The organism is Pseudoalteromonas sp. PSi26 (genome assembly GCF_054960575.1).
In genome coordinates this window covers 102,490-125,817 of record NZ_JBHNYT010000003.1, presented here as the reverse complement: position 1 = coordinate 125,817, position 23,328 = coordinate 102,490, and the positions used below count along the sequence as shown (strand labels likewise).

Below are 23,328 nucleotides of genomic sequence, written 5' to 3'. Positions count from 1 at the left end.
AAGAGTATTCAATACCTTGAGTATATCATTTTTTTTAAGGGTTTCGTGTATACTGCTCTCGTCAAATACCATTTATTAAAAGGCTAATTATGCTGGATATTGTTTTATACCAACCTGAAATTCCACCAAACACAGGGAATATTATCCGCCTTTGTGCAAATACCGGCTTTTCGCTGCATTTAATCGAGCCTTTAGGGTTTGAGTGGGACGACAAACGTGTAAAGCGTGCAGGCCTTGATTACCATGAATTCAGCCATGTTCAGCGTCATGCATCATTTGAAGCATATCTTGAAAAATGTAAACCTAAAAAAGTGTATGCATGTACAACCAAAGGCAGCCAATTTCATCATGAAGCACGTTACGAAGCCGGCGATTGTCTAGTATTTGGTCCAGAAACACGCGGGCTACCCGATGAGATGATTCAAGCGCTACCCAACGAGCAGCGCGTGCGAATTCCAATGCAACCCAATAGCCGAAGCATGAACCTATCAAACGCAGTCGCTGTATTTGTTTACGAATCATGGCGACAGCTGGGCTTTCCTAACGCGCAGTAATACCTGCTTTATTAAAGCAAACAAAAACCGACATTACGTCGGTTTTTTAGTTTTACTCACAATGATGAAAGCTACTCTGAGCGTTGCTCTCGGCCTAACAATGCCATGGCAGCAGCTTTCATGTCTTTATTTTCATAAAGTACTTTATAGATTTGTTCAGTGATAGGCATTTCAACGCCTGCACGCTGGGCAAGTAAATACACTTCTTTGGTGTTTCTAAAGCCTTCTACCACTTGGCCTATCGACTCAATAGCAGCTTCAACACTTTCACCTTTGCCCAGTGCTAAACCAAAACGGCGGTTGCGTGATTGGTTATCGGTACAGGTTAAAATTAAATCGCCAAGGCCTGCCATTCCCATAAAGGTTTCTGGCTTTGCGCCTAGAGCGCAACCTAACCGAGTCAGCTCTGCAAGACCTCGTGTGATCAGGGCCGTGCGAGCATTGGCTCCAAAACCAACACCATCAGAAATACCCGCGCCAATAGCAATTACGTTTTTAACCGCACCACCTAGCTGTATGCCAATAAAATCGTCATTGTTATACACTCGAAATGAACGACCACAATGCAGTAAATCAGCCAATTGCTGTGCAAACTCAGGTGAGGTAGACGAAACAGAAATAGCTGTTGGTGAGCCCATTGCCATTTCTTTCGCAAATGTAGGACCCGAAAGTACCGCAAGTGCAATGTCATCACCCAACTCTTGCTGCGCAACTTCTTGTAATAAACGTCCCGTATTTGGCTCAAGGCCTTTAGTCGCCCATGCTACTTTTGCACCGGTTTGCAATGCAGGTTTTATTTGCGCAAGTGTGTCGCCAAATGCATGGCTTGGCACAACAACAAGCACAATAGAACTACATGCAACTGCACGTTGTAAATCGGCTTCTAGTACTAGAGTGTCTGGGAAGGGTGCATCTGGTAAGTAACGTTGATTTTTTCGCTCAGCTGCAAGCGTAGCAACGTCGTCGCTATTGCGTCCCCAAAGCGTCACTTTATGACCATTTCGGGCTAAACAAATAGCAAGGGCGGTGCCATAAGACCCCGCCCCCAATACAGTAACAGCTGAAGTTGCTGTACTCATAAGTTATGCGTCTGCTGTAACCTGGTCAGCTTGCGCAGTACGTTGTTGCATATACTGTGCAAACAATGCGTCAAAGTTTACTGGCGCAAGGTTTAACTGTGGGAAAGTGCCACGGTTAACTAGGTTAGATACTGCTTCACGTGCATAAGGGAACAATACGTTAGGACAAAATGCACCTAGCATATGAGCAAGTTGTACTTCTTCAACCTCAGCAATAGTAAAAATACCCGCTTGTTGAATTTCACATAAAAACGCAGTTTCTTCGCCAATTGATGCTGTCACAGTTAATGCTAAAACAACTTCAAATACACCTTCGTCTAACTTGTTAGAGCGAGTATCTAGGTCTAGCTTAACTTCTGGCGTCCATTCTTTTTGAAAAATTGCCGGAGAGTTTGGCGTTTCAAACGACACGTCTTTAGTGTAAATGCGTTGAATAGTAAATTGTGCGCCTGCGTCTTGTGCCGCTGCTGCGTTTTGAGTTTCTTCGTTCATTGTTATTCCTAACTTGTTCGTTATTATAATTAAATTAAGCGTTAAGCTTAGCGTCAAGTTTACCTTGAGCCTCAATAGCCATCATGTCGTCACAGCCACCGATATGTTCATCATTAATAAAAATTTGCGGTACAGTGCTTGCGCCACCGGCTTTAGTAATCATTTCATCGCGAAGTTCAGGTTGTACACCAATATCAAAATTAGTGAATTCAACGCCTTTGCTTTTTAAAAGCGCCATAGCGCGCTGACAAAATGGACAATATGCCTTGGTGTATAAAACAACGTTACTCATAATAAATCCTCTATCGGTTTAGCTAAACGAGATTAGCGACCTGTTATCGTTGGTAAGCTTGCAGATTGCCATGCACCCATTCCGCCCGCTAATACATAAACCTGTTCAAAACCAGCTTTATGCATTGCTGTGGCCGTGCCTTGGGCTGTCATACCTGTAGTACATACCAATATAATGGGTTTAGTCTTGTACTTTTCAAGGCCTGAAAAGTCAGATTTTTTTGCATTTTCAGGGCTTAAGTGTTCAGCACCCGAAATACGGCCAGACGTAAACTCTTTTTGCGCGCGCATATCAACTACTTGACCATCTTCACGATTAATAAGTAGCGTTAGTTGCTGAGGGTTTATTTGACGAATAGCTGAAAATTTACTTTTTATCCAACCACTGACAATAAGAAAAACAATACCAACCCAAGCAAGGCTTAAAATAGGGTGATTGCTTATAAATTCAATATATTGATCCATTCGATTTCCACTATAAATTACATCCTAAAACGCAATGTTTTAGACATTTTAGACTTTAGCCACGCAAGTATACCCAAACCAACTTAAAATGCGAGTTTACACAGAGTTTAAAAGTATGAAAAACACCCCATATAAAGGTTATTAACCGCACATCAGCATCAATACGATATTCAATTAAGTGAAAAAAATTAATATGCTGTTTTGTATGCTGATTCAAGTAACAAAACACGGTATGCTAAAGCCAAACAGGTGCCAACTTTTAGGAGTGACTATGACTGAACATAAAAAACCACTGGTATTAATGATTTTAGACGGTTGGGGATATCGTGAAGACGAGCAAAGCAATGCAATACTAGCAGCGAATACCCCCGTATTAGATAACTTATGGGCATCTCGCCCTCGCACATTAATTTCAGCATCTGGTTTTGATGTAGGTCTTCCTGATGGACAAATGGGTAATTCTGAAGTTGGACATGTTAATTTAGGTGCAGGACGTGTTGTATACCAAGACTTTACTCGAATCACCAAAGCAATAAATGACGGTGAATTTGACTCAACCCCTGCACTTGTTGAAAACATTGATAAAGCAGTAAATGCCAGCAAAGCCGTTCATGTTATGGGATTATTGAGTCCGGGTGGCGTTCATAGCCATGAAGATCATATTGTTGCAAGCATAGAGTTGGCTGCAAAACGCGGTGCTAAGGAAGTCTATTTTCATGCATTTTTGGATGGTCGTGATACACCACCGCGTAGTGCCAAAGAATCGATTGAACGTATAGAAGCGTTGTTTGCAAAACTTGAATGTGGTCGGCTAGCAACACTGGTTGGTCGTTATTATGCAATGGATAGAGATAACCGCTGGAATCGTGTAGAAAAAGCCTATGACGTAATGACCTCCGGTATTGGAGAGTTTAACTACAGCGATGGCTTAACCGCATTAAACGCAGCTTATGAGCGCGACGAAAACGATGAGTTTGTTGCTCCTACAACTATTACGCCAGCAGGTAGAGAAGCGGCGCAAATTAATGATGGCGACACCGTTATTTTTGCAAACTTTCGGGCAGACCGAGCACGTGAAATTACACGCGCCTTCGTAGAGCCTGAGTTTGACGGCTTTACTAAGAAAAAATCCCCCGCTCTCAGCGCATTTGTCATGATGACAGAGTATGCAGCCGATATAGACGCACCCGTTGCATTTGGTCCAACTCCTCTTACTAACGTATTAGGGGAATGGCTTGAAAAACAAGGGAAGACACAACTGCGTATTTCTGAAACAGAAAAATACGCACACGTCACCTTCTTTTTTAGCGGCGGACATGAGGACGAATTTGAAGGTGAAACGCGTGAATTAATCCCTTCACCGCAAGTGGCTACTTACGACTTGCAACCTGAAATGAACTCAGAAATGCTAACCGATAAGCTCGTAGAAGCAATTAAAAGCGGGAAATACGACGCCATTATATGTAATTATCCTAATGGCGATATGGTTGGCCACTCAGGTGTATTTGATGCCGCTGTAAAAGCTTGTGAAGCCGTTGACACCTGTATTGGCCGTGTAGTTGATGCATTGAACGAATTTGGCGGTGAAGCGTTAATCACAGCCGATCATGGTAATGCAGAACAAATGGCTAACCTTAAGACGGGCCAAGCACATACCGCGCATACAAGTGAACCGGTGCCATTTATTTATGTTGGTCGCGATGCGACACCATCAGAGGGTAAAGCATTAAGTGATGTTGCCCCTACTATGCTGCACTTAATGGGCATGGAGCAGCCAAGTGAAATGACTGGCACACCCATCATGACGTTGAAATAACCCATGATTAAACGTGTTAACCGATACTTTAAGTGCGGCTTAATACTCGCCTCATTGGTGACTGCATCAGCAGTTGCCAATGAAGCTCGCACTAAAAAAGATCTCTCACAGGTGAAACAAGCGCTTGAACAAAGCCAATCTGAGTATAATCAACAACGAAAAAAAATATCTCAACTTCAAAAAAATCTTAAAAGCCATGAGTTTGAAATAGCTAAAAACGCTAAAGCACTTAATATGGCTGAGCAGTCTGTTAAAAAAAACCAACAACAGCAAAATCAACAACAAAAAAAAGCTGATGAACTCGATAAAAAATACATCGAATTTCAACGGATTTTAGGGGCGCAACTTAAAAGCGCTTACATGGCAGGTGGTGATGACTACTCTAAAATGTTACTGAATCAAGAAAACACAGCGCAATTTGAGCGAACACTGAGCTATTATAATTACCTAAACAAAGCACGAATTGAACAGATAGAAGAATTAAAAGAACTTAAACAACAAATCGCGTTAAACCAAGTTGCACTCAATAAAACAAAAGAAAAACTTTTAGCTTTGTACGACGAGCAAAAAAGACGTCAAACAGCCTTAGTAAATGCACAAAGTGAACGTCAAGCAAACCTTAGGAATCTTCAAGCTCAGCTTACGAGTACTAAAAGCTCTATCGATTACTTAAAAGAAAACCAACAAACCCTTGTTAATACAATTGAAGAATTAGAAAAAGAAAAAACAAAAAAAATAGAATTACTTGGCCTCAATAAAAATAAAGGCAAATTAAACTGGCCTAGTAAAGGTAAATTAAAACACACATTTGGCCAGCGCAAACATGGCGGTATTGATTGGAAAGGCGTGTTAATTGGCGCTAAAGAAGGCGAAAATGTAAATAGCGTGCACAATGGACAGGTTGTATTTGCAGATTGGTTAAAAGGTTATGGTTGGGTAATTGTCGTCGATCATGGTGAGGGATTCATGAGCCTATACGGCCATGCACAAACATTACTAAGAGACGTAGGTGACATGGTACGCCAAGGCGAAACATTAGCGTTGGTTGGTCAAAGCGGCGGGCAGGCAACTTCTGGTCTATACTTTGAAATACGACACAAAGGACGCGCAGTAAATCCCGTAAAATGGTGCAGACGTATTTAATTGAATAAACCGCTGCTCCGCTGAGGAGCAGCTGATGAAAAACAACAATGTAATACCCGCATTTAAAAAAGCAGGCTATATTTTCAGTCTGCTTTTATTCACTTTTATTTTAGTACTTAACAATGTATTTGCCAGCTCAGTAAAAAACCTTAAAAGCCAACAAATAGATGAAATTTTATTTAACATACACGCCTATTATGTTGACGATTTAGAGCTACAAAACAGCCATTATGTGCAATACAACAGCAAACAATTTGAGCGCTTATACTCAAAGCTAGACCCCTACTCTAAATATCTTAACGAACACGAGCTCGATGCCTTATTTGATAATACCAATGGCCAATATACGGGCTTAGGTATTGAAGTAAAAAAGGTCGATACTGACATAAAAATAGTTAACGTGGTAAATAACTCACCAGCGAAAAAGGCGGGTATTTTAGCTGGCGATATTATTGTTAGTGTTAATCAAAAAACGGTCAATTTGCTCAGCGTTAGCGAAGTCGCGACTTTAATAAAAGAAAATAAATTTACAACAATTAATCTCACCCTTAAGCGAAATGAAAGCCCAGAACTTTTGTCGTTTAACGTAGCTCGTACGCAAATACAATTAGAGAGTGTAACCAGTGAAGTTTTAGAGTCCGGCATTGGCTATTTAGCTATTAATAGTTTTTCTAATCACACGCTACACGAAGTTGCACTGCAAATTGCAGCGATGCAAAATAGTTATGATTATCCATTATTAGGGCTTGTAATTGATCTACGTGACAACCCCGGAGGCACACTAAAAAGTGCGATTGCGGTCTCTGATTTATTTTTAGAAAGCGGAACGATAGTAACAACGAAAGGCAGATACTTTGACGCTAACCAAGCCTTTTATGCTAAGCGGGGCGACATACTCAAAGGCGCACCAATTGTTGTACTTATTAATGAAAATTCAGCCTCTGCGGCCGAAATTTTGGCCGGTGCCTTAAAAGACAACAACAGAGCAAAAGTGGTTGGAAGCCAATCTTTTGGAAAAGGGTCAGTGCAATCACTTATACCATTAGGTGATGGCAATACCGCTTTAAAACTCACTACCGCAAAGTATTTTACACCTTCTGGTGAATCAATAGATGGCGTTGGAATAAAGCCCGATGTGACGATTAATCAAACAACACTTTCACAAAACAATAAAGCCGTTATAATAAAAAATGAGCAAGTAAAAAATAATCAACACCAGCTTGTTAACACCTTAGCTGATTTACAGTTAGTTAAAGCAAAACAATTACTCAGTATGCAGTAATCTATTCTGTTTGAACGTTACTGGGCATAAAAAGATAATAAAAATTATAAACGTGAATACTATTAACATAAAAATACGGATGTGGCTTTTTTTCAGTGTATGTATTGCTTGCTTTAGCGCTAATGCTAAACAAATAGCGATAGTCATTGATGATATAGGCTATCACCAAAGAGACTTAGAGTTTTTAACCTTACCTGGGCAATTGACCTATTCAATTTTGCCTCACACACCCTATTCGCAGGTTTTTGCAACACGTGCTAGCAAAGCAAATAAAGAGCTGCTTTTGCATGTGCCTATGCAGGCACTTAACGGCAAAGCACTAGGGCCTGGAGCGCTTACTCTTGATATGGACAAAGCTCAACTACAACAAACGCTAGGAACAGCACTAGCAAGTTTACCGCAAGTTAGAGGTGTTAATAATCACATGGGCTCTGCATTAACTCAGCAAAGCCAAGCCATGAAATGGACAATGGAAGTACTTAAAAAGCGCGAGTTGTACTTTTTAGATAGCCGAACAACTGGCTTAAGCCAGGCACAAAATGCTGCAAACTTTTTTGGGGTTGAAAATATTGGTCGCCATGTTTTTTTAGACAACATAACAACAGCAGATCAGCTTCAGTTTAGGCTCGATGAACTAAAACAAAAAGCAACAGATCACAATTTTGCCATTGCAATTGCACACCCTTATCCTGAGACCATTGCGTTTTTACGTAAAGCCCTGCCTGAGCTTACTCAACAAGGCTATGAGTTAGTACCTGTTTCTCAGTTAGTACAACGTAAATATATTCAGTTAGCGCAAGCTCAGGGGAAAACGATTAGCGCGCGATAATTAAATAGGGTACTTATTCTTTCTTGCTTGTGCCTGATAGTATTTCAAAATACTCTTTTGGCCGTCTTCACTAATTGGTTTCAGTGTTATTTTTCGTGTTTTTAGCTTTTCATCTTCCATCAATGTAAGAACTATGTATTCATCTAGCTTTTTTGCACTTACAACCGCGCTATTAGCTATTAACCAACGTGAACGAATTAAACCTTGTTTAACCTCTGAGTATTTAGAATAAAACCTAACCACTTCAATATTGCTATTAACAAAATACATAGTAATGAGTAGTACACCATAAAATGCAGCCATTGGTATAAAGAAGGCTCCAGGTAAAATTAATATACCTACATATAATTGTATTTGCAGTTTACCTTTATCAACTTTAATAATACCTGTAGGTTTATCGATGGTTTCTGTTGTCATTTTTCAGTGTCCTTTTGAATAGTAATTTAGCATGATCATCCATCATGTTTCTGATTGCGTAGATACCTATCAGGCCAATAGGCACAAAAAAAATAAAGCCGAGCATTGCTACAAAGCCAAATATCTTCTTACCAGTTAATCTATAAATAAAACCAAACATTGTGAGCAAAAAAGCGGGGGCTAATATGTAGTTTACTTCGTAATAGTCAGAGTTATGCGAAATGCTAATAATCACTCCAAGGGCGATAATTAGCGACATTAAGTAGTAATTCAAAGCAAAATCCTTTTAAAGCTTTTCAGTAATTAAAAACAAACTATATGAATGCGCATAAATTTTCAACAAAAAAGCCCTGCATTTTCATGCAGGGCTTTTAAAATTTTACGCTTTTAGAGCGTATCAGCTCATAGCGCTTTGTAGCTTTTTCATTGCTGTTTTTTCAAGCTGGCGAACACGCTCAGCAGACACACTGTATTTTTCAGCAAGTTCTTGTAGTGTTGCTTTGTCATCAGATAACCAGCGCGCACTTACAATATCTTGTGAACGCTCATCTAGTGTTTTAAGTGCACTAAACAAACGAGTATGAGATTGTTCTTGCCATTGTTGCTGCTCAATGTCATCAGCTAAATCAGCAGAACCATCCGTTAAATATTGTACCGGCGAATAAGTGCTTGTTGGGGCGTCATCGTTATCATCACCCGTTAAGTCAAAGCCCATATCTTGACCGCTCATGCGAGATTCCATTTCACGCACTTCTTTTTCGCTTACACCCAGCTCACTAGCGACCGTGCTCACCTCTGCTTGGTTAAACCAGCCTAAACGCTTTTTATTTTTACGAAGATTAAAAAACAATTTACGCTGTGCTTTTGTAGTAGCTACTTTAACTATACGCCAGTTCTTTAGGACAAATTCGTGTATTTCGGCTTTAATCCAGTGAACTGCAAACGATACTAAACGAACACCCACGCTTGGGTCGAAACGTTTAACCGCTTTCATCAGGCCTATATTGCCTTCTTGTATAAGGTCAGCTTGTGGCAAGCCGTATCCCGAGTAGCTTTTAGCTATATGCGCTACAAAGCGCAAATGCGACATAATGAGTTGCTTTGCAGCACTAAGATCGCCTTCTTCCTGAAGTTTCCTAGCAAGCTCTTGCTCTTCTTCAACTTTAAGCATAGGGATTGTGCTGACCGCTTGAAGGTAGCCATCCATGCTTGCGCTTTGTTGTCCAACTGTAAGTGCCATTGCGTATAAATCTTTACTCATTTTTCACCTCGGTGATAAACATTTGAAACCATCTTAGCACTCTTTCCTTAAGAGTGCTAACCCCAATTTAAAACTTTTTAAAAGCATAAATCAAGCAGTTTTTTAGTGTTATTGAAGTCTACTATAAGCGACTGAATAAGCGATGAATTAAGGGATTGCAGGTGATTAACGCCAGCTTTTCACTCTATTTACAATTCATGCTTGATATGGAGGGTAGTAGATAAATGTGACAGTTTTTATAGAGGCTGCACAACCCAACCCAGTAACGTACGCGCTAAGCGCTGAGTTAGTTCACTTGTACTGGCTTATGCGGAGGAAGAAGGGGTCAACACACGCATAAAGTTAAATGTATATCCAAAAAGTCTGCTTTAAAGCGAATAAAACACCAATAGCATAATCTATATAGCTCGCTTGATTAACAGCGAGCTATATAGATACGTATTACACTTTGTCTGGCTCTATTTCTTTTATGTATCGATTTACAGATAAGTAAGAGCCAACAAACCCTAAACTTGTAGCAAGTAAAACTAAAAAGCCAAATTCGCTAAGCGTTAAACCAATGAGTAAAAAGTTAGTTTGATACACACCGGCCACACTGTTTACGGCTGAAGAAAGCCACCACATCATCAATGCAACTGATATAAAAGCAAATAATCCACCAATAACGCCATACCAAATTCCAGTCCATAAAAATGGTGCGTGTATAAACGTATTTGTAGCACCTACAAGTTTCATTACTTGTATTTCTTCTTTTTTATCCATAATCGATAGGCGAATAGTATTACCGATTATAAGGGTTACAGAGGTTAATAATAACAAGGTAATGGTTATTACACTTTCTTTTAGCAAGCCAAGTAGTGCATTTAAGCGCTCTAACCAGGCTATATCAAGCTTGCCAAAATCAACCTCACGCTCTGCTTCTAGCTTAGTTAAAAGCACCTTTGCAGCATTAGGCTGGCGATGCCGCTTAGTAGGTGTAACGAGCACAACATCGGGTAATGGGTTACTATCTAAATATTCTAGCGCTTGTCCAAAACCTGACACCTCCTGAAACTCTTTTAGTGCTTGCTGTTTTGAAATAAACGTTACACTCTCTACTTCAGGATATAAGGCTAGGCGCTTAACTAACGTTGCTGTTTCTTGTTCCGTCATTGTTTGTTTTACAAATAACGATATTTCACTGGCCTCTTCAAAGCCACTGCTTACTTGCTGCACATTTTTAACCACTAAGTAAAGTGTGGCAGGAAGCGTTAAGCTTAATCCAAGTACCGCAATTGTCATCATAGATGCCAGTGGTGTGCGCCACATTTCACCCAAACTATGAATCCCTTGACGGAAAATATTAACGATAAAAAAATAGCCATTTGAAATGAATGATTTTTTTTGTTTTTCGTTTTTGTTTTGGCGGCTTTTAAACAATAAACTCATAATGCCCCCTGCGCTAATGGATCTTCAAGCATTCTGCCATCCTTTAACGTTAAGCTCCTATACTTCATGCGCGCAACAAGCCCTAAGTCATGGGTAGCAATAAGTACGGTTGTGCCGTGTTTATTGAAGTCTTCAAATAATTTAAGTATTTCCATAGACAGTTCAGGATCTAGGTTACCCGTTGGCTCATCGGCAAGTAAAATTGGCGGAGAATTTACAATAGCACGTGCAATACCGACTCGCTGTTGCTCACCACCTGACAACATTGATGGGTGACATTTAACTTTATCGATTAAACCTACTTTATCGAGCGCACCATGAACACGCTTTGCAATTTGATTACGGTGAGTACCTTCAATGATCAGCGGTAGTGCGACATTATCAAATACAGTGTATCGCTCTAATAATCGATGATTTTGAAAAATAATACCAATATCTCGTCGTGCATAAGGAATTTGACGCGAATTAACTTTATTCAAATCAATACCATTAATAAACACATTACCGGCTGAAGGGCGTTCCATTAAACTAATTAATTTTAAAAGCGTACTTTTACCTGCGCCACTGTGACCTGTTAAAAAGGCCAATTCGCCGGGCTTGATATGAAAATTAACTTTTTCGAGGGCTCGATGCCCCCCTGGATAGGTTTTACTTACTTGCTGAAAGTTTATCATTTTTTATTATGCCAACCTCATTAAAGTGTTAATGCAATTGGTATTCCTTGCAATTAAAAAGGGAGCAAGCTCCCTTCTTGGTAAATTAAACGTCGTCCTCATCTTGGCTAAATAATGCATCAATAAAGTCATCGCTCTTGAAAGAACGTAAATCATCAATACCTTCACCAACACCAATATAACGAATTGGAATGTTAAACTTATCAGCTACTGCAAAAATAACCCCACCTTTTGCTGTACCATCAAGTTTTGACAAAGTAATACCCGTTAAACCTACACATTGGTTAAACAAGTTTACTTGGCTAATCGCATTTTGCCCTGTGCCAGCATCTATTGTTAACATGACTTCATGCGGTGCATCAGGATCTATTTTTTTCATTACGCGAGCTATTTTTTCAAGCTCTTGCATTAAATTATCTTTATTTTGCAGACGACCAGCTGTATCAGCAATTAACACATCAACATTACGCGCCTTTGCAGCCTGAAAAGCATCAAATACAACCGACGCACTATCGGCTCCGGTGTGCTGTGCTATAACCGGGATGCTGTTACGCTCACCCCATACTTGAAGTTGCTCAACCGCAGCGGCTCTAAAAGTGTCGCCCGCAGCAAGCATGACCGACTTACCTTCATTTTGAAATTGCTTAGCTAGCTTACCAATCGTAGTTGTTTTACCAACCCCATTTACGCCTACCATTAAAATCACAAACGGTTTTTTTTCTGCTGGTATTGTTAATGGCTGTTCAGCAGTCTTTAGCATCGCTGCCATTTCTTGCTTCATTAGCTCATATAAAGCATCACCATCCTTAAGCTGCTTTCTATTTGCACCGTCTGTTAATCTATCGATTAACTTCATGGTGGTATCTACGCCTAAATCGGCCGTCAATAATTGAGTTTCAAGCTCTTCAAAAAGATCATCATCTATTTTTTTACCACTAAAAATAGACGAGAATCCTGCGCCAATATTAACGCGGGTTTTTAGTAATCCTTTTTTAAGACGTGAAAAAAAGCCTTCTTTCTTAGGCTTTTCTTCTTTCTTAGCTTGCTCTGCTGCAATACGTTCTTGCTCTATGCGCTGCGCTTCTGCTTGCTCTGCTGCAATACGTTCTTGCTCTAAGCGCTGCGCTTCTGCTTGCTCTGCTGCAATGCGTTCTTGCTCTAAGCGCTGCGCTTCTGCTTGCTCTGCTGCAATGCGTTCTTGCTCTAAGCGCTGCACTTCTGCTTGCTCTAAGCGCTGCACTTCGGCTTGCTCTGCTGCAATACGTTCTTGCTCTATGCGCTGCGCTTCTGCGTGCTGTGCTGCAATACGTTCTTGCGCTAAGCGCTGCACTTCGGCTTGCTCTGCTGCAATACGTTCTTGTTCTAAACGCTGCGCTTCTGCTTGCTCAGCAAGGCGATTTTGTTGCTCCACTCTCTGCTGCTCAGCTTCCGCCTGTTCTTTTGCTAACAACTCAGCATTTGCTTGTTCTATTGCTAATTTTTCAGCTTGCTCTACAGCAACACGCTCTTGTTCGGCTTTTTCAGCGACAACGCGTTCTTCTTCTAAGCGTTTAGCTTCTTGCTCTACTAAAGCTTGTTGTTTATCAGCCTCTGCTTTTTGTTCGGCTTGTTTTTTATCTGACTTACCAAAGCCGAGCCAAGACATTAATTTACTTTTTTTTGCCATACTTGCTAATAACCACTTATAAAAATCTGATAAACTAAAATTTGAAAATAGCTTGGAAGAGCCAACACACTTTGCCAGCCAAACAACCATTCAAAACATAAGTGTTCAATAGTAACACTTTTAATGCGGTTGAAAAATGAAGCTATACGTAATCTATTACAATATTATCTGAGCTAGATCCCAGATACCATTTTTTAGTGAGCTAAATGAGAAATAAAACAACTAAAAATAAAGCAATTACCAAATCTACTGATGGCTTTATTAGAGTGATAAGTGGGCAATTTCGCGGCCGAAAACTTCCAGTAAAAGACGTACAAGGTTTACGTCCTACTACAGACCGAATTAAAGAAACAGTATTTAACTGGTTGATGCAAGACACGCGCGACGCAAATGTTCTCGATTGTTTTGCAGGATCAGGGGGATTAGGATTTGAAGCACTTTCACGGTTTGCAAGCAACGCTACATTTTTAGAACTTGACTCAAGTGCAGCAAAGCAACTAGAGCTAAATATCTCAACGCTAAAACTGATCAATGCGCAGGTAAAACATACAAACTCACTTTCATTTTTAGAACAAAAAAATAGTAACACGCCATTTGATTTGGTTTTTGTTGACCCGCCTTTTCGCAAAAATTTAGCCCAAACTAGCTGTAACTTATTAGAAATAAATAACTGGCTAAACGAAGATGCGCTTATTTATGTTGAAGTTGAGAGCGATCTAAATACGTTCAAACCACCTAGTAACTGGCTGTTAATTAAAGAAAAAAAAGCAGGTCAAGTATTTTGTAGACTCTACCAACGCCAGCCAAATTAATACTGTTTTACACTATGCGTTTCTGTTAATATTATCCTTTACATGTGGTGTTGCTTCGGATTACAATACCGCACCATTTTTGAACCACTTGATCAATGTTTGATCAACTTGAGCAACGCTCATAATTTAGGTAGGTGAATTTTTAATGCCAGTAATTAAAGTAAGAGAGAACGAACCGTTTGACGTAGCACTTCGTCGCTTCAAGCGTTCATGTGAAAAAGCAGGTATCCTTTCAGAAGTTCGTCGTCGCGAGCACTATGAAAAGCCAACAGCTGAGCGTAAGCGTAAGAAAGCTGCAGCAGTTAAGCGTCACATGAAAAAACTTTCTCGTGATAACGCTCGTCGCGTTAAATTATACTAATACATTTGGTCTTGTATAAATGAGCCTTTTAATAACGCTAAAAGATGCGCAAAAAGATGCGATGAGAGCTAAAGACAAACAACGTCTTAACCCTATTCGCATGGTACTTGCTGCAATCAAGCAACGTGAGATTGACGAGCAAATAACACTAGACGACGCAGGTATTACCTCCGTTATAGTGAAGCTTGTTAAACAACGTCGCGACTCTTACACTCAGTACAAAGATGCTGGGCGTGATGATTTAGCTGAAATTGAAGCCAATGAAATAGCAGCACTTGAAACCTTCTTACCTCAACAATTGAGCGAAGAAGAAATCATAGCTCTCATTGACGCGGCTATTGCTGATACTAACGCAGCAGGTATGCAAGACATGGGTAAAGTGATGGGTATAATCAAAAGCAAAGCTGAAGGTCGCGCCGATATGGGTAAGGTCTCTGGTTTAATTAAGCAAAGATTAACTGCCTAACACTCCCTATACGTAAAGTATAATTGAAGTAAACCGAGCCTTGCGCTCGGTTTCTTTGTTTTTACGTAGCTAAAAAGTAAACGTTATGCCTATATTCAAAATATGAAATTATTCATACTAACCCTATTTATTTAGCCGTCATTTTGATAAGTTAAGGTTCAATTATTTATACCTAACTAGTATAAATTTTAAGTTTCACTTTCGTTATTCTTCTTAATATTTCAGGACTGTATTTTACTAATGGCTGGAAAGATCCCACGAAGTTTTATAGATGATTTACTTGCCAGAACCGATATTGTCGACCTGATAGACTCTAAAGTTGGGCTTAAAAAAGCCGGTAAAGACTATCAAGCATGTTGCCCTTTTCATAACGAAAAGTCTCCCTCGTTTACGGTATCGCAAGATAAACAGTTTTATCATTGCTTTGGCTGTGGTGCGAATGGCAACGCAATATCGTTTGTTATGGAATACGACAAACTAGAGTTTGTTGATGCCATTGAAGAACTTGCCAGCATGCTCAACTTGGACGTTCCCCGCGAACAAGGCGGTAGCTCTGCGCCAGAACGTACCGCTGCGCAAAAGCGTTCAGATTACGATTTGATGCTTCATACAGCTCGCTTTTATCAGCACCAACTAAAGCACCACGCTAACTCGGCCGCAGTCATTGACTATGTTAAAGGTCGAGGACTAAGCGGCGAAACTGTTAAAAAGTTTATGGTTGGCTACGCCCCTAGTGAATGGGATGGTTTATGCTTACAACTAGGTCGTAATAAAGAACAAAAAGAGCAACTCGTAGAATTAAAGCTCGCCTCAGAAAAAACACCCGGCAGGCAGTTCGACTTTTTTCGCGACCGTTTAATGTTTCCTATTCGTGATAAACGCGGCAGGGTAGTCGCTTTTGGCGGTCGCGTTATGCAAGCTGATCAAGGGCCTAAATATTTAAACTCTCCAGAGACCCGAATTTTTCATAAAGGGTTTGAGCTTTATGGCCTTTATGAAGCTAAACAAGCACACAAAAAGTTAGAGCACATTCTTATTGTTGAAGGCTACATGGATGTTGTTGCACTTGCAGAAAAAGAGATTGAATACGCTGTTGCAGCACTGGGAACAGCCACAACAAGTGAACACATGCATACCTTATTTAGAACAACCGATAAGGTTATTTGTTGTTACGATGGCGACCGAGCTGGACGCGATGCAGCTTGGCGGGCACTTGAAAATGCGCTCCCCTACTTAAATGACGGTAAAGCATTGAACTTTGTATTTTTGCCTGATGGAGAAGATCCCGATTCATTAGTGCAAAAAGAAGGTAAAGAAGCATTCGAACAGCGTTTAAGTGAAGCCGATGACTTTACTAAAGTTATGTTTAATAAATTAAGCCAAGAAATTGATTTAACACTTGATTCGGGTAAAGCAAAATTACTCAGTGCAGCCCTACCGCTCATTGAAAAAATTCCGAGTGAATTTTATCAAGAAAATATTTTAGAGCAATTAGGCAGGTTAATTGGGCGAACGCGTGAACAACTTAATAACCGATTAAAAACACCAAAACAGCAGCACTCTATTGAACGAAAATTTAAAATAACCCCAATGCGACAGGCTATTGGTATTTTAATTCAACATCCAAACCTAGCTAAAAGTGTTCCTTATTTGCCAGAACTTGCACAAATGAACATTGCGGGTATTGGTTTATTGCTTCGCTTGCAGCAACAAGCACTTGAAAGAGAGACTATCACTACGGCTCAGATACTCGAATTTTTTAGAGATACTGACGATTATGAGCCTCTTATCAAGCTCGCTACTTGGCAACATGAAATAAATGAAGAACGTTTAGAGACTGTTTTTAAAAATACTTTTAAATTTATTGAAGATCAGTGTTTAAATTATCGACTAGAGACCTTATTAATAAAGGACAAGACACAAGGTTTAAATAGCGACGAAAGGCTAGAATGTCATTTGCTAATGACAGCGTTAAAAGCGACTAACAGCTAGTCAGATCGAGTTTTGGATGTTATACTGCGCTATTCACTGCGTCACATTGTTCTGGTTGGCATTAATGTAAACCAAGTGATGGCGCCTGTTGTATCAACTTATCAGAGTGGAAGAAACAATCTCTATGGATCCAACTCCTCAGTCACAATTAAAACTTCTGATTCAAAAAGGTAAAGAGCAAGGCTACTTAACTTTTGCAGAAGTAAATGATCACCTTCCACAAGACATAATTGACTCAGATCAAGTAGAAGATATCATAAGCATGATTAATGACATGGGTATCAAGGTTAGCGAAAACGCGCCTGATGCCGATGAACTAATGATGCAAGAAACAACGACAGACGAAGACGCAGCTGAAGCTGCCGCTGCTGCACTTGCTACGGTAGAAAAAGAAATTGGCCGCACTACCGATCCAGTTCGCATGTACATGCGCGAAATGGGCACTGTTGAACTTCTTACACGTGAAGGCGAAATTGTTATCGCTAAGCGTATTGAAGAAGGGATCAACCAAGTACAAATTTCAGTTGCTGAATACCCTGAAGCAATCACTTACCTACTAGAACAGTGGGATAAGTTTGAAGCAGAAGAAATGCGTTTAAGCGATATCATCGTAGGATTCATTGATCCAAACGAAGACGAAGCGCCAATTTCAGCAACTAACATTGGTTCAGAATTAAGTGAAAAACAACTTGATGACGACGATGAAGACGAAGATAAAAGCGACGACGATGAAGATGAAGAAGAAGTCGATACAGGCCCAGATCCTGAAGAAGCTCGTATTCATTTTGAAAACTTACGTGATTTATATAATAAAGCGCGTGATACGTTTGAAGCTAAAGGTCGTTCGCATCCTGATTCACAAGCCGCCATTTTTGAAATTGGTGAGCTTTTCAGAACCTTTAAACTAATTCCTAAACAGTTTGATCGCATGGTAAATAACATGCGCGAAATGATGGACAGAGTTCGTGTTCAAGAACGCCTAATCATGAAACAAGCTGTACAAATAGCTAAGCTACCTAAAAAAGCATTTGTTAAGCACTTTGCTAATAACGAAACTGATGCTTCGTGGGTTGATTTAGAAATTTCAAACAACGAAAAGTACTCAGCTAAACTAGAAGAAGTTAAACCTGAAATAATTCGTTGTATCAATAAGCTATCTATTATTGAGCAAACAACTGGTTTAAGTATAGAGCGTATTAAAGACATTAACCGTCGTATGAGTATTGGTGAAGCAAAAGCGCGCCGTGCGAAAAAAGAAATGGTTGAAGCTAACTTACGTCTTGTAATCTCAATTGCTAAAAAATACACAAACCGTGGTTTACAGTTCTTGGATTTAATCCAAGAAGGTAATATTGGCTTGATGAAAGCGGTAGATAAGTTTGAATACCGTCGTGGTTATAAGTTCTCTACTTATGCTACGTGGTGGATACGTCAAGCTATCACTCGCTCTATTGCCGACCAAGCAAGAACTATTCGTATCCCGGTACATATGATCGAAACGATTAATAAACTTAACCGTATCTCTCGTCAAATGTTACAAGAAATGGGTCGTGAGCCAAATCCTGAAGAATTAGCAGAACGCATGATGATGCCTGAGGATAAGATCCGTAAGGTACTTAAAATTGCTAAAGAGCCAATTTCGATGGAAACACCAATCGGTGATGATGAAGATTCGCATTTAGGTGACTTTATCGAAGATACCACCATTGATTCGCCAATCGATTCGGCAACAATGGAGTCGCTTCGTGGCGCAACTAACGACGTACTAGCAGGCTTAACAGCGCGTGAAGCTAAAGTACTTCGTATGCGCTTTGGTATCGATATGAATACCGACCACACCTTAGAAGAAGTAGGTAAACAATTTGACGTAACACGTGAGCGTATTCGTCAAATAGAAGCGAAAGCACTGCGTAAATTACGCCACCCTTCTCGCTCAGATTTACTAAAAAGCTTTTTAGACGCTAAGTAATTTAGCGCTTTGTATAAACTAAAAAGGCCGCTGTAGCGGCCTTTTTTCTATTTCAAGGAAATAAAGATGGCTTGGATCCAAATCCGTATCAATGCCAATGCTGCAACGGCAGATGCAGTAAGTGACCTGTTAATGGAAGCAGGCAGTGCGTCTGTTACCTTTATAGATGCTAAAGACACACCTATATATGAGCCAAAAATTGGCACTGTTGAATTTTGGGCTGACACCACTGTAATTGGTTTATTTGAAGCTAATCACGATATGAACGAAGTGATCGCATTATTAAAGCGCCACGACGAAATAAGTGAATCACTCGTTTACAAAATTGAACAGCTTGAAGATAAAGACTGGGAACGTGAATGGATGGATAACTTCCACCCTATTCAGTTTGGTGAAAAACTATGGATTTGCCCTAGCTGGCGCGACATTCCTGATCCTGATGCTGTTAACGTTTTGCTTGACCCTGGCCTTGCGTTTGGCACAGGCACACACGCAACAACAGCTCTGTGTTTAAAATGGCTAGAAAGCCAAGACCTTACAGGTAAAACAGTCGTGGATTTTGGTTGTGGCTCAGGCATTTTAGGTATCGCTGCTATTAAACTGGGTGCTGAGCGTATGATAGGGATAGACATTGACCCGCAAGCACTCGAAGCAAGCTTAGATAACGCTAACCGTAATGGCGTTGCTGACAAACTTGAAGTGTACCTGCCAGAAAATCAACCAGAGTTTACTGCTGACATTGTAGTGGCAAATATTTTAGCGCAACCACTGCGTGAGCTTCATAGTGTTATTTTAGGATTATTAAAGCCAGGCGGTAAAATTGCGATGTCTGGCATTTTAGAAGAACAAGCACAATCGGTTGCTGACATATACGCGCCCTTTATTGAGCTCGATGAAATTGCCATTGAAGGTGATTGGACCCGTGTTAGCGGTACAAAAAATAGCTAATCACGTACATTAACAATTTTAGAGTATTAACTCAAAAGTCGCATGTAAAGCCTGTATTTAACAGGCTTTACTATTTTTTTACAAAATAAAAAATAAACATTATTTATTATAAAAACATCATTCGTTCAAATTTCACACAAATAAAGCCTTCCTTCATACGGTTATCAAATGTCAATACGAAAAGAGCAAAAAAAAGTCACTTTTGTTCAATTTATAGCCTTTGATTTTTGTCAAAAAAGCCGTAAACTTAGCGCCCCTTGAAAAGAGGCCTATTGAATACAGTGCGTATCGGTAAATACCAACTTGAGAATAATGTAATTGTTGCGCCTATGGCCGGCATTACAGACAGACCATTTAGACAACTCTGCCGTCGCTTAGGCGCCGGGCTTGCTGTGTCTGAAATGTTATCGTCAAACCCAAAGGTTTGGAAAACTGAAAAGTCGATGAATCGTATGGATCACAGCGGTGAGTCGGGTATACGCGCGGTGCAGATTGCAGGAGCTGATCCTGAGCTTATGGCGCAGGCCGCACAATTCAATGTTGCTAACGGTGCACAAATCATAGATATCAATATGGGGTGCCCAGCAAAAAAAGTGAACAAGAAACTCGCAGGCTCTGCTTTATTACAGTTTCCTGAACTCGTGGAAGAGATTATTGATGCAGTTGTTAATGCTGTTGATATACCTGTGACACTTAAAATCCGTACAGGATGGGATCTGGATAACCGTAATGGTGTAGAGATTGCGAGAATAGCTGAACGTTATGGCATTGCATCACTTGCTGTGCATGGGCGAACACGCGCATGTATGTATAAAGGTGAAGCAGAGTACGCCACGATTAGGGATATAAAACGTTCAGTGTCAATTCCTGTTGTTGCAAATGGTGATATTACCTCGCCAGAAAAAGCAAAACAGGTTTTAGACTATACGGGTGCAGATGCCATTATGATTGGTCGAGCCGCCCAAGGTCGCCCTTGGATATTTAGGGAAATAGACCACTATTTGCGAACTGGTGAACACATGCAGCCACCTGCTATTGCAGAGGTGCGCAGTATTTTAATGGAGCATTTAACAAACCTCCATGCGTTTTACGGTGAACCAATGGGCGCGAGAATTGCTCGCAAACATGTATCTTGGTATTTGCAAACCCATGACAGTGATGGTCAGTTTAGGCGAGTATTTAATGCGCTCGACAACCCACAAGCACAGGTCGTCGCATTAGAGCAATACTTTAAAACACTAGCAGCTAACTAAGAAAGAAAGAGACTTTATAATGTTCGAACAAAACGTGACTTCTCCATTTATCACAAACCCTCATGTTCAGTCACACGAGAAACCGCAGCCATTGCGTGATGCAGTAAAAAAAGCTGTTCACCACTACTTAAAACAGCTTAACGGTCAAGATGTGCAAGACGTTTACGACCTTGTTCTTTCAGAGCTAGAAGCGCCATTACTTGAAGAAGTAATGACATACACACGTGGTAACCAAACTCGTGCAGCTATTTTACTAGGTATCAACCGTGGCACTTTACGTAAAAAGCTAAAAAAATACGGCATGAACTAAGATTCAGACCGTGATAAATCACAGTTAATTATTAAAAAAGCACCTTAGGGTGCTTTTTTTATGTCCAAAATTTAGTAAGTGAGTTGCAAAATGCTCACGCTTATTGATGCTTTATAAGTCGTTTTTTAAGTTGTAATCAGTTAAAATGCCCGCTTCTAAGCTAGCTCATTAACTGAGGAAATTAAACTACAATGGATACTCATCGTCCCATTCGTCGCGCACTATTAAGTGTGTCTGATAAAACCGGTATTGTTGAATTTGCCCGCGCACTAGAAGCGCAAGGCGTTGATATATTATCAACTGGCGGTACGTGTAAACTCCTTGCTGATAACGGCATAAAAGTGACTGAAGTTTCAGATCACACAGGTCACCCTGAAATCATGGATGGCCGCGTAAAAACACTTCACCCTAAAATTCACGGCGGCATTTTAGCCCGTCGCGGACAAGATGAAGATGTAATGGCAGATAACAACATCTCTGCTATCGATATTGTTGTAGTTAACTTATACCCCTTTGCGAATACTGTCGCTCAAGAAAACTGCAGCCTTGAAGATGCCATTGAAAATATTGATATTGGCGGACCTACCATGGTTCGCGCAGCTGCTAAAAACCACAAAGACGTAACGATTGTGGTAAACGCGAGCGATTACGATCGCGTTATTAGCGAAATGCAAAATAATAATGGTTCAACAACGTATAAAACACGTTTTGACTTAGCCATTGCTGCGTATGAGCACACAGCTCAATACGATGGCATGATTGCTAATTACTTTGGTAAAATGGTGCCTGATTACACTGAAGAAGCCGTTGAAGACACTAAGTTCCCACGTACTATCAACATGCAGTTCACTAAAAAACAAGATATGCGTTACGGTGAAAACTCACATCAAGATGCTGCTTTTTACGTTGAAAACGATGTGAGTGAAGCATCAGTTGCAACAGCTACTCAGCTACAAGGTAAAGCACTGTCGTTTAATAACATTGCAGATACCGATGCAGCCCTTGAGTGTGTTAAAGAATTTGATGTACCTGCGTGTGTTATCGTTAAACACGCAAACCCGTGTGGTGTTTCAATTGGTGAAGATATTCTTAGCGCTTACGAGCGTGCATTTAAAACAGACCCAACATCAGCATTTGGCGGTATTATTGCCTTTAACCGTGAGCTTGATGCACAAACAGCACAAGCTATTGTTGACCGCCAATTTGTTGAAGTAATTATTGCACCAAGCGTTTCGAGTGAAGCGGCAAAAATTGTTGAAGCTAAAAAGAACGTACGTTTATTAGCGTGCGGACAATGGAGTGGCAAGGCAACTGGCTACGACATAAAACGCGTAAACGGCGGTGTTTTAGTACAAGATCGCGACCTAGGTATGGTTACTCAAGGCAACTTAAAAGTCGTCTCAAAGCGTCAACCTTCTGAGCAAGAACTTAAAGATTTACTATTTTGTTGGAAAGTCGCTAAATTTGTTAAATCAAACGCGATTGTTTATGCCCGTGACGGTATGACCATTGGCGTAGGCGCAGGTCAAATGAGCCGTGTTTACTCTGCAAAAATTGCAGGTATCAAAGCTGCTGATGAAAACTTAGAAGTCCCAGGCTCTGTTATGGCGTCGGATGCGTTTTTCCCATTCCGCGATGGCATAGACGCTGCTGCAGAAGCTGGGATTACTGCCGTAATTCAACCAGGTGGCTCAATGCGCGATGAAGAAGTTATTGCCGCAGCTGACGAAGCAGGTATGGCCATGGTCTTCACCGGCATGCGTCACTTCCGCCACTAATCACAAAAAGGGTTAAGCTCAACGTTTAACCCTTTTTGTTTG

24 protein-coding genes are annotated in these 23,328 nt (G+C 40.4%); 14 read left to right on the top strand and 10 right to left on the bottom strand.

The window, feature by feature from the left end:
- Positions 1 to 89 precede the first annotated feature (89 nt).
- Complete coding sequence (trmL, locus tag ACFI34_RS04410) at positions 90 to 554, top strand: tRNA (uridine(34)/cytosine(34)/5-carboxymethylaminomethyluridine(34)-2'-O)-methyltransferase TrmL (protein ID WP_006794819.1); 465 nt, start codon at positions 90 to 92, stop codon at positions 552 to 554.
- A 71-nt stretch (positions 555 to 625) separates the two neighbouring features.
- On the opposite strand, the gene gpsA is transcribed toward trmL, so the two are convergent.
- Genes gpsA through ACFI34_RS04390 form a run of 4 tightly spaced genes read right to left on the bottom strand, consistent with a single transcriptional unit; the run spans position 626 to position 2,881 of the window.
- Positions 626 to 1,633 carry an NAD(P)H-dependent glycerol-3-phosphate dehydrogenase gene (gene gpsA / locus ACFI34_RS04405; RefSeq protein WP_462672546.1) on the bottom strand — a complete coding sequence of 336 codons (1,008 nt, stop codon included), beginning with the start codon at positions 1,631 to 1,633 and terminating at the stop codon, positions 626 to 628.
- Positions 1,634 to 1,636: 3 nt separating this feature from the next.
- Positions 1,637 to 2,125, bottom strand: coding sequence for a protein-export chaperone SecB (secB, locus tag ACFI34_RS04400; RefSeq protein ID WP_006794821.1), 489 nt, complete (start codon positions 2,123 to 2,125; stop codon positions 1,637 to 1,639).
- A 34-nt stretch (positions 2,126 to 2,159) separates the two neighbouring features.
- Entirely contained in the window at positions 2,160 to 2,417 is a 258-nt protein-coding gene (gene grxC, locus ACFI34_RS04395; protein ID WP_006794822.1) for a glutaredoxin 3, read from the bottom strand.
- Positions 2,418 to 2,449: 32 nt separating this feature from the next.
- Positions 2,450 to 2,881, bottom strand: coding sequence for a rhodanese-like domain-containing protein (locus tag ACFI34_RS04390; protein ID WP_006794823.1), 432 nt, complete (start codon positions 2,879 to 2,881; stop codon positions 2,450 to 2,452).
- A gap of 271 nt (positions 2,882 to 3,152) precedes the next feature.
- On the opposite strand from ACFI34_RS04390, the gene gpmM reads away from it, so the two are divergent.
- From gpmM to ACFI34_RS04370, 4 genes are all read left to right on the top strand, one after another.
- Positions 3,153 to 4,697 carry a 2,3-bisphosphoglycerate-independent phosphoglycerate mutase gene (gpmM, locus tag ACFI34_RS04385; RefSeq protein ID WP_462672545.1) on the top strand — a complete coding sequence of 515 codons (1,545 nt, stop codon included), beginning with the start codon at positions 3,153 to 3,155 and terminating at the stop codon, positions 4,695 to 4,697.
- A gap of 3 nt (positions 4,698 to 4,700) precedes the next feature.
- Entirely contained in the window at positions 4,701 to 5,840 is a 1,140-nt protein-coding gene (locus tag ACFI34_RS04380; protein WP_462672544.1) for a murein hydrolase activator EnvC family protein, read from the top strand.
- Positions 5,841 to 5,874: 34 nt separating this feature from the next.
- Positions 5,875 to 7,122: a S41 family peptidase gene (locus ACFI34_RS04375; protein ID WP_462672543.1), complete on the top strand. Its 1,248-nt coding sequence runs from the start codon at positions 5,875 to 5,877 to the stop codon at positions 7,120 to 7,122.
- Between the two features lie 79 nt (positions 7,123 to 7,201).
- Entirely contained in the window at positions 7,202 to 7,951 is a 750-nt protein-coding gene (locus ACFI34_RS04370) for a divergent polysaccharide deacetylase family protein (RefSeq protein WP_010556638.1), read from the top strand.
- Here ACFI34_RS04370 and ACFI34_RS04365 read toward each other — a convergent pair whose 3' ends face one another.
- The 6 genes from ACFI34_RS04365 to ftsY all read right to left on the bottom strand — a co-directional run bounded on the left by ACFI34_RS04365 (position 7,952) and on the right by ftsY (position 13,397).
- On the bottom strand, positions 7,952 to 8,368 hold the full coding sequence (locus tag ACFI34_RS04365; RefSeq protein WP_462672542.1) for a hypothetical protein: 417 nt from the start codon (positions 8,366 to 8,368) through the stop codon (positions 7,952 to 7,954).
- The gene (locus tag ACFI34_RS04360; protein WP_462672541.1) at positions 8,346 to 8,642 is read right to left on the bottom strand and encodes a hypothetical protein; all 297 of its coding nucleotides are present in this window, start codon (positions 8,640 to 8,642) and stop codon (positions 8,346 to 8,348) included. Before ACFI34_RS04360 ends, ACFI34_RS04365 begins: the two co-directional genes overlap by 23 nt.
- 123 nt (positions 8,643 to 8,765) lie before the next feature.
- Positions 8,766 to 9,629, bottom strand: a complete 864-nt coding sequence (rpoH, locus tag ACFI34_RS04355) for an RNA polymerase sigma factor RpoH (RefSeq protein ID WP_462672540.1) — start codon at positions 9,627 to 9,629, stop codon at positions 8,766 to 8,768.
- Positions 9,630 to 10,070: 441 nt separating this feature from the next.
- Positions 10,071 to 11,057 (bottom strand): permease-like cell division protein FtsX, encoded by a 987-nt coding sequence (gene ftsX / locus ACFI34_RS04350; protein WP_058404527.1) that lies wholly within the window; start codon positions 11,055 to 11,057, stop codon positions 10,071 to 10,073.
- Positions 11,054 to 11,731, bottom strand: a complete 678-nt coding sequence (ftsE, locus tag ACFI34_RS04345; RefSeq protein ID WP_058404528.1) for a cell division ATP-binding protein FtsE — start codon at positions 11,729 to 11,731, stop codon at positions 11,054 to 11,056. The genes ftsX and ftsE overlap by 4 nt, the downstream gene beginning before the upstream one ends.
- Before the next feature lie 85 nt (positions 11,732 to 11,816).
- A complete protein-coding gene (gene ftsY, locus ACFI34_RS04340) occupies positions 11,817 to 13,397 on the bottom strand; it encodes a signal recognition particle-docking protein FtsY (RefSeq protein ID WP_462672539.1) in 1,581 nt (526 codons plus the stop codon).
- A 206-nt stretch (positions 13,398 to 13,603) separates the two neighbouring features.
- Here ftsY and rsmD point away from each other — a divergent pair, with 206 nt between their 5' ends.
- The 9 genes from rsmD (at position 13,604) to purH (ending at position 23,286) form a co-directional block, all read left to right on the top strand.
- Entirely contained in the window at positions 13,604 to 14,209 is a 606-nt protein-coding gene (rsmD, locus tag ACFI34_RS04335) for a 16S rRNA (guanine(966)-N(2))-methyltransferase RsmD (protein ID WP_462672538.1), read from the top strand.
- 145 nt (positions 14,210 to 14,354) lie between these two features.
- Positions 14,355 to 14,570 carry a 30S ribosomal protein S21 gene (rpsU, locus tag ACFI34_RS04330; protein ID WP_002957797.1) on the top strand — a complete coding sequence of 72 codons (216 nt, stop codon included), beginning with the start codon at positions 14,355 to 14,357 and terminating at the stop codon, positions 14,568 to 14,570.
- Positions 14,571 to 14,589: 19 nt separating this feature from the next.
- Positions 14,590 to 15,036, top strand: coding sequence for a GatB/YqeY domain-containing protein (locus tag ACFI34_RS04325; RefSeq protein ID WP_462672537.1), 447 nt, complete (start codon positions 14,590 to 14,592; stop codon positions 15,034 to 15,036).
- 240 nt (positions 15,037 to 15,276) lie between these two features.
- Positions 15,277 to 17,028 (top strand): DNA primase, encoded by a 1,752-nt coding sequence (gene dnaG, locus ACFI34_RS04320; protein WP_462672536.1) that lies wholly within the window; start codon positions 15,277 to 15,279, stop codon positions 17,026 to 17,028.
- Between the two features lie 124 nt (positions 17,029 to 17,152).
- Positions 17,153 to 18,997 carry an RNA polymerase sigma factor RpoD gene (gene rpoD, locus ACFI34_RS04315; protein ID WP_462672535.1) on the top strand — a complete coding sequence of 615 codons (1,845 nt, stop codon included), beginning with the start codon at positions 17,153 to 17,155 and terminating at the stop codon, positions 18,995 to 18,997.
- A gap of 66 nt (positions 18,998 to 19,063) precedes the next feature.
- Positions 19,064 to 19,945 carry a 50S ribosomal protein L11 methyltransferase gene (gene prmA, locus ACFI34_RS04310; RefSeq protein ID WP_462672534.1) on the top strand — a complete coding sequence of 294 codons (882 nt, stop codon included), beginning with the start codon at positions 19,064 to 19,066 and terminating at the stop codon, positions 19,943 to 19,945.
- A 281-nt stretch (positions 19,946 to 20,226) separates the two neighbouring features.
- Complete coding sequence (gene dusB / locus ACFI34_RS04305; RefSeq protein WP_462672671.1) at positions 20,227 to 21,198, top strand: tRNA dihydrouridine synthase DusB; 972 nt, start codon at positions 20,227 to 20,229, stop codon at positions 21,196 to 21,198.
- A 19-nt stretch (positions 21,199 to 21,217) separates the two neighbouring features.
- Positions 21,218 to 21,508 (top strand): DNA-binding transcriptional regulator Fis, encoded by a 291-nt coding sequence (gene fis / locus ACFI34_RS04300; RefSeq protein ID WP_002957804.1) that lies wholly within the window; start codon positions 21,218 to 21,220, stop codon positions 21,506 to 21,508.
- A gap of 191 nt (positions 21,509 to 21,699) precedes the next feature.
- A complete protein-coding gene (purH, locus tag ACFI34_RS04295; RefSeq protein ID WP_462672533.1) occupies positions 21,700 to 23,286 on the top strand; it encodes a bifunctional phosphoribosylaminoimidazolecarboxamide formyltransferase/IMP cyclohydrolase in 1,587 nt (528 codons plus the stop codon).
- Positions 23,287 to 23,328: the final 42 nt, after the last annotated feature.

Excerpts from the sequence above, each read along its gene's own strand:
- trmL (WP_006794819.1), top strand. The coding sequence starts at position 90 with ATGCTGGATATTGTTTTATACCAACCTGAAATTCCACCAAACACAGGG.
- gpsA (WP_462672546.1), bottom strand. The coding sequence starts at position 1,633 with ATGAGTACAGCAACTTCAGCTGTTACTGTATTGGGGGCGGGGTCTTAT.
- secB (WP_006794821.1), bottom strand. The coding sequence starts at position 2,125 with ATGAACGAAGAAACTCAAAACGCAGCAGCGGCACAAGACGCAGGCGCA.
- grxC (WP_006794822.1), bottom strand. The coding sequence starts at position 2,417 with ATGAGTAACGTTGTTTTATACACCAAGGCATATTGTCCATTTTGTCAG.
- ACFI34_RS04390 (WP_006794823.1), bottom strand. The coding sequence starts at position 2,881 with ATGGATCAATATATTGAATTTATAAGCAATCACCCTATTTTAAGCCTT.
- gpmM (WP_462672545.1), top strand. The coding sequence starts at position 3,153 with ATGACTGAACATAAAAAACCACTGGTATTAATGATTTTAGACGGTTGG.
- ACFI34_RS04380 (WP_462672544.1), top strand. The coding sequence starts at position 4,701 with ATGATTAAACGTGTTAACCGATACTTTAAGTGCGGCTTAATACTCGCC.
- ACFI34_RS04375 (WP_462672543.1), top strand. The coding sequence starts at position 5,875 with ATGAAAAACAACAATGTAATACCCGCATTTAAAAAAGCAGGCTATATT.
- ACFI34_RS04370 (WP_010556638.1), top strand. The coding sequence starts at position 7,202 with ATGTGGCTTTTTTTCAGTGTATGTATTGCTTGCTTTAGCGCTAATGCT.
- ACFI34_RS04365 (WP_462672542.1), bottom strand. The coding sequence starts at position 8,368 with ATGACAACAGAAACCATCGATAAACCTACAGGTATTATTAAAGTTGAT.
- rpoH (WP_462672540.1), bottom strand. The coding sequence starts at position 9,629 with ATGAGTAAAGATTTATACGCAATGGCACTTACAGTTGGACAACAAAGC.
- ftsX (WP_058404527.1), bottom strand. The coding sequence starts at position 11,057 with ATGAGTTTATTGTTTAAAAGCCGCCAAAACAAAAACGAAAAACAAAAA.
- ftsE (WP_058404528.1), bottom strand. The coding sequence starts at position 11,731 with ATGATAAACTTTCAGCAAGTAAGTAAAACCTATCCAGGGGGGCATCGA.
- ftsY (WP_462672539.1), bottom strand. The coding sequence starts at position 13,397 with ATGGCAAAAAAAAGTAAATTAATGTCTTGGCTCGGCTTTGGTAAGTCA.
- rsmD (WP_462672538.1), top strand. The coding sequence starts at position 13,604 with ATGAGAAATAAAACAACTAAAAATAAAGCAATTACCAAATCTACTGAT.
- rpsU (WP_002957797.1), top strand. The coding sequence starts at position 14,355 with ATGCCAGTAATTAAAGTAAGAGAGAACGAACCGTTTGACGTAGCACTT.
- ACFI34_RS04325 (WP_462672537.1), top strand. The coding sequence starts at position 14,590 with ATGAGCCTTTTAATAACGCTAAAAGATGCGCAAAAAGATGCGATGAGA.
- dnaG (WP_462672536.1), top strand. The coding sequence starts at position 15,277 with ATGGCTGGAAAGATCCCACGAAGTTTTATAGATGATTTACTTGCCAGA.
- rpoD (WP_462672535.1), top strand. The coding sequence starts at position 17,153 with ATGGATCCAACTCCTCAGTCACAATTAAAACTTCTGATTCAAAAAGGT.
- prmA (WP_462672534.1), top strand. The coding sequence starts at position 19,064 with ATGGCTTGGATCCAAATCCGTATCAATGCCAATGCTGCAACGGCAGAT.
- fis (WP_002957804.1), top strand. The coding sequence starts at position 21,218 with ATGTTCGAACAAAACGTGACTTCTCCATTTATCACAAACCCTCATGTT.
- purH (WP_462672533.1), top strand. The coding sequence starts at position 21,700 with ATGGATACTCATCGTCCCATTCGTCGCGCACTATTAAGTGTGTCTGAT.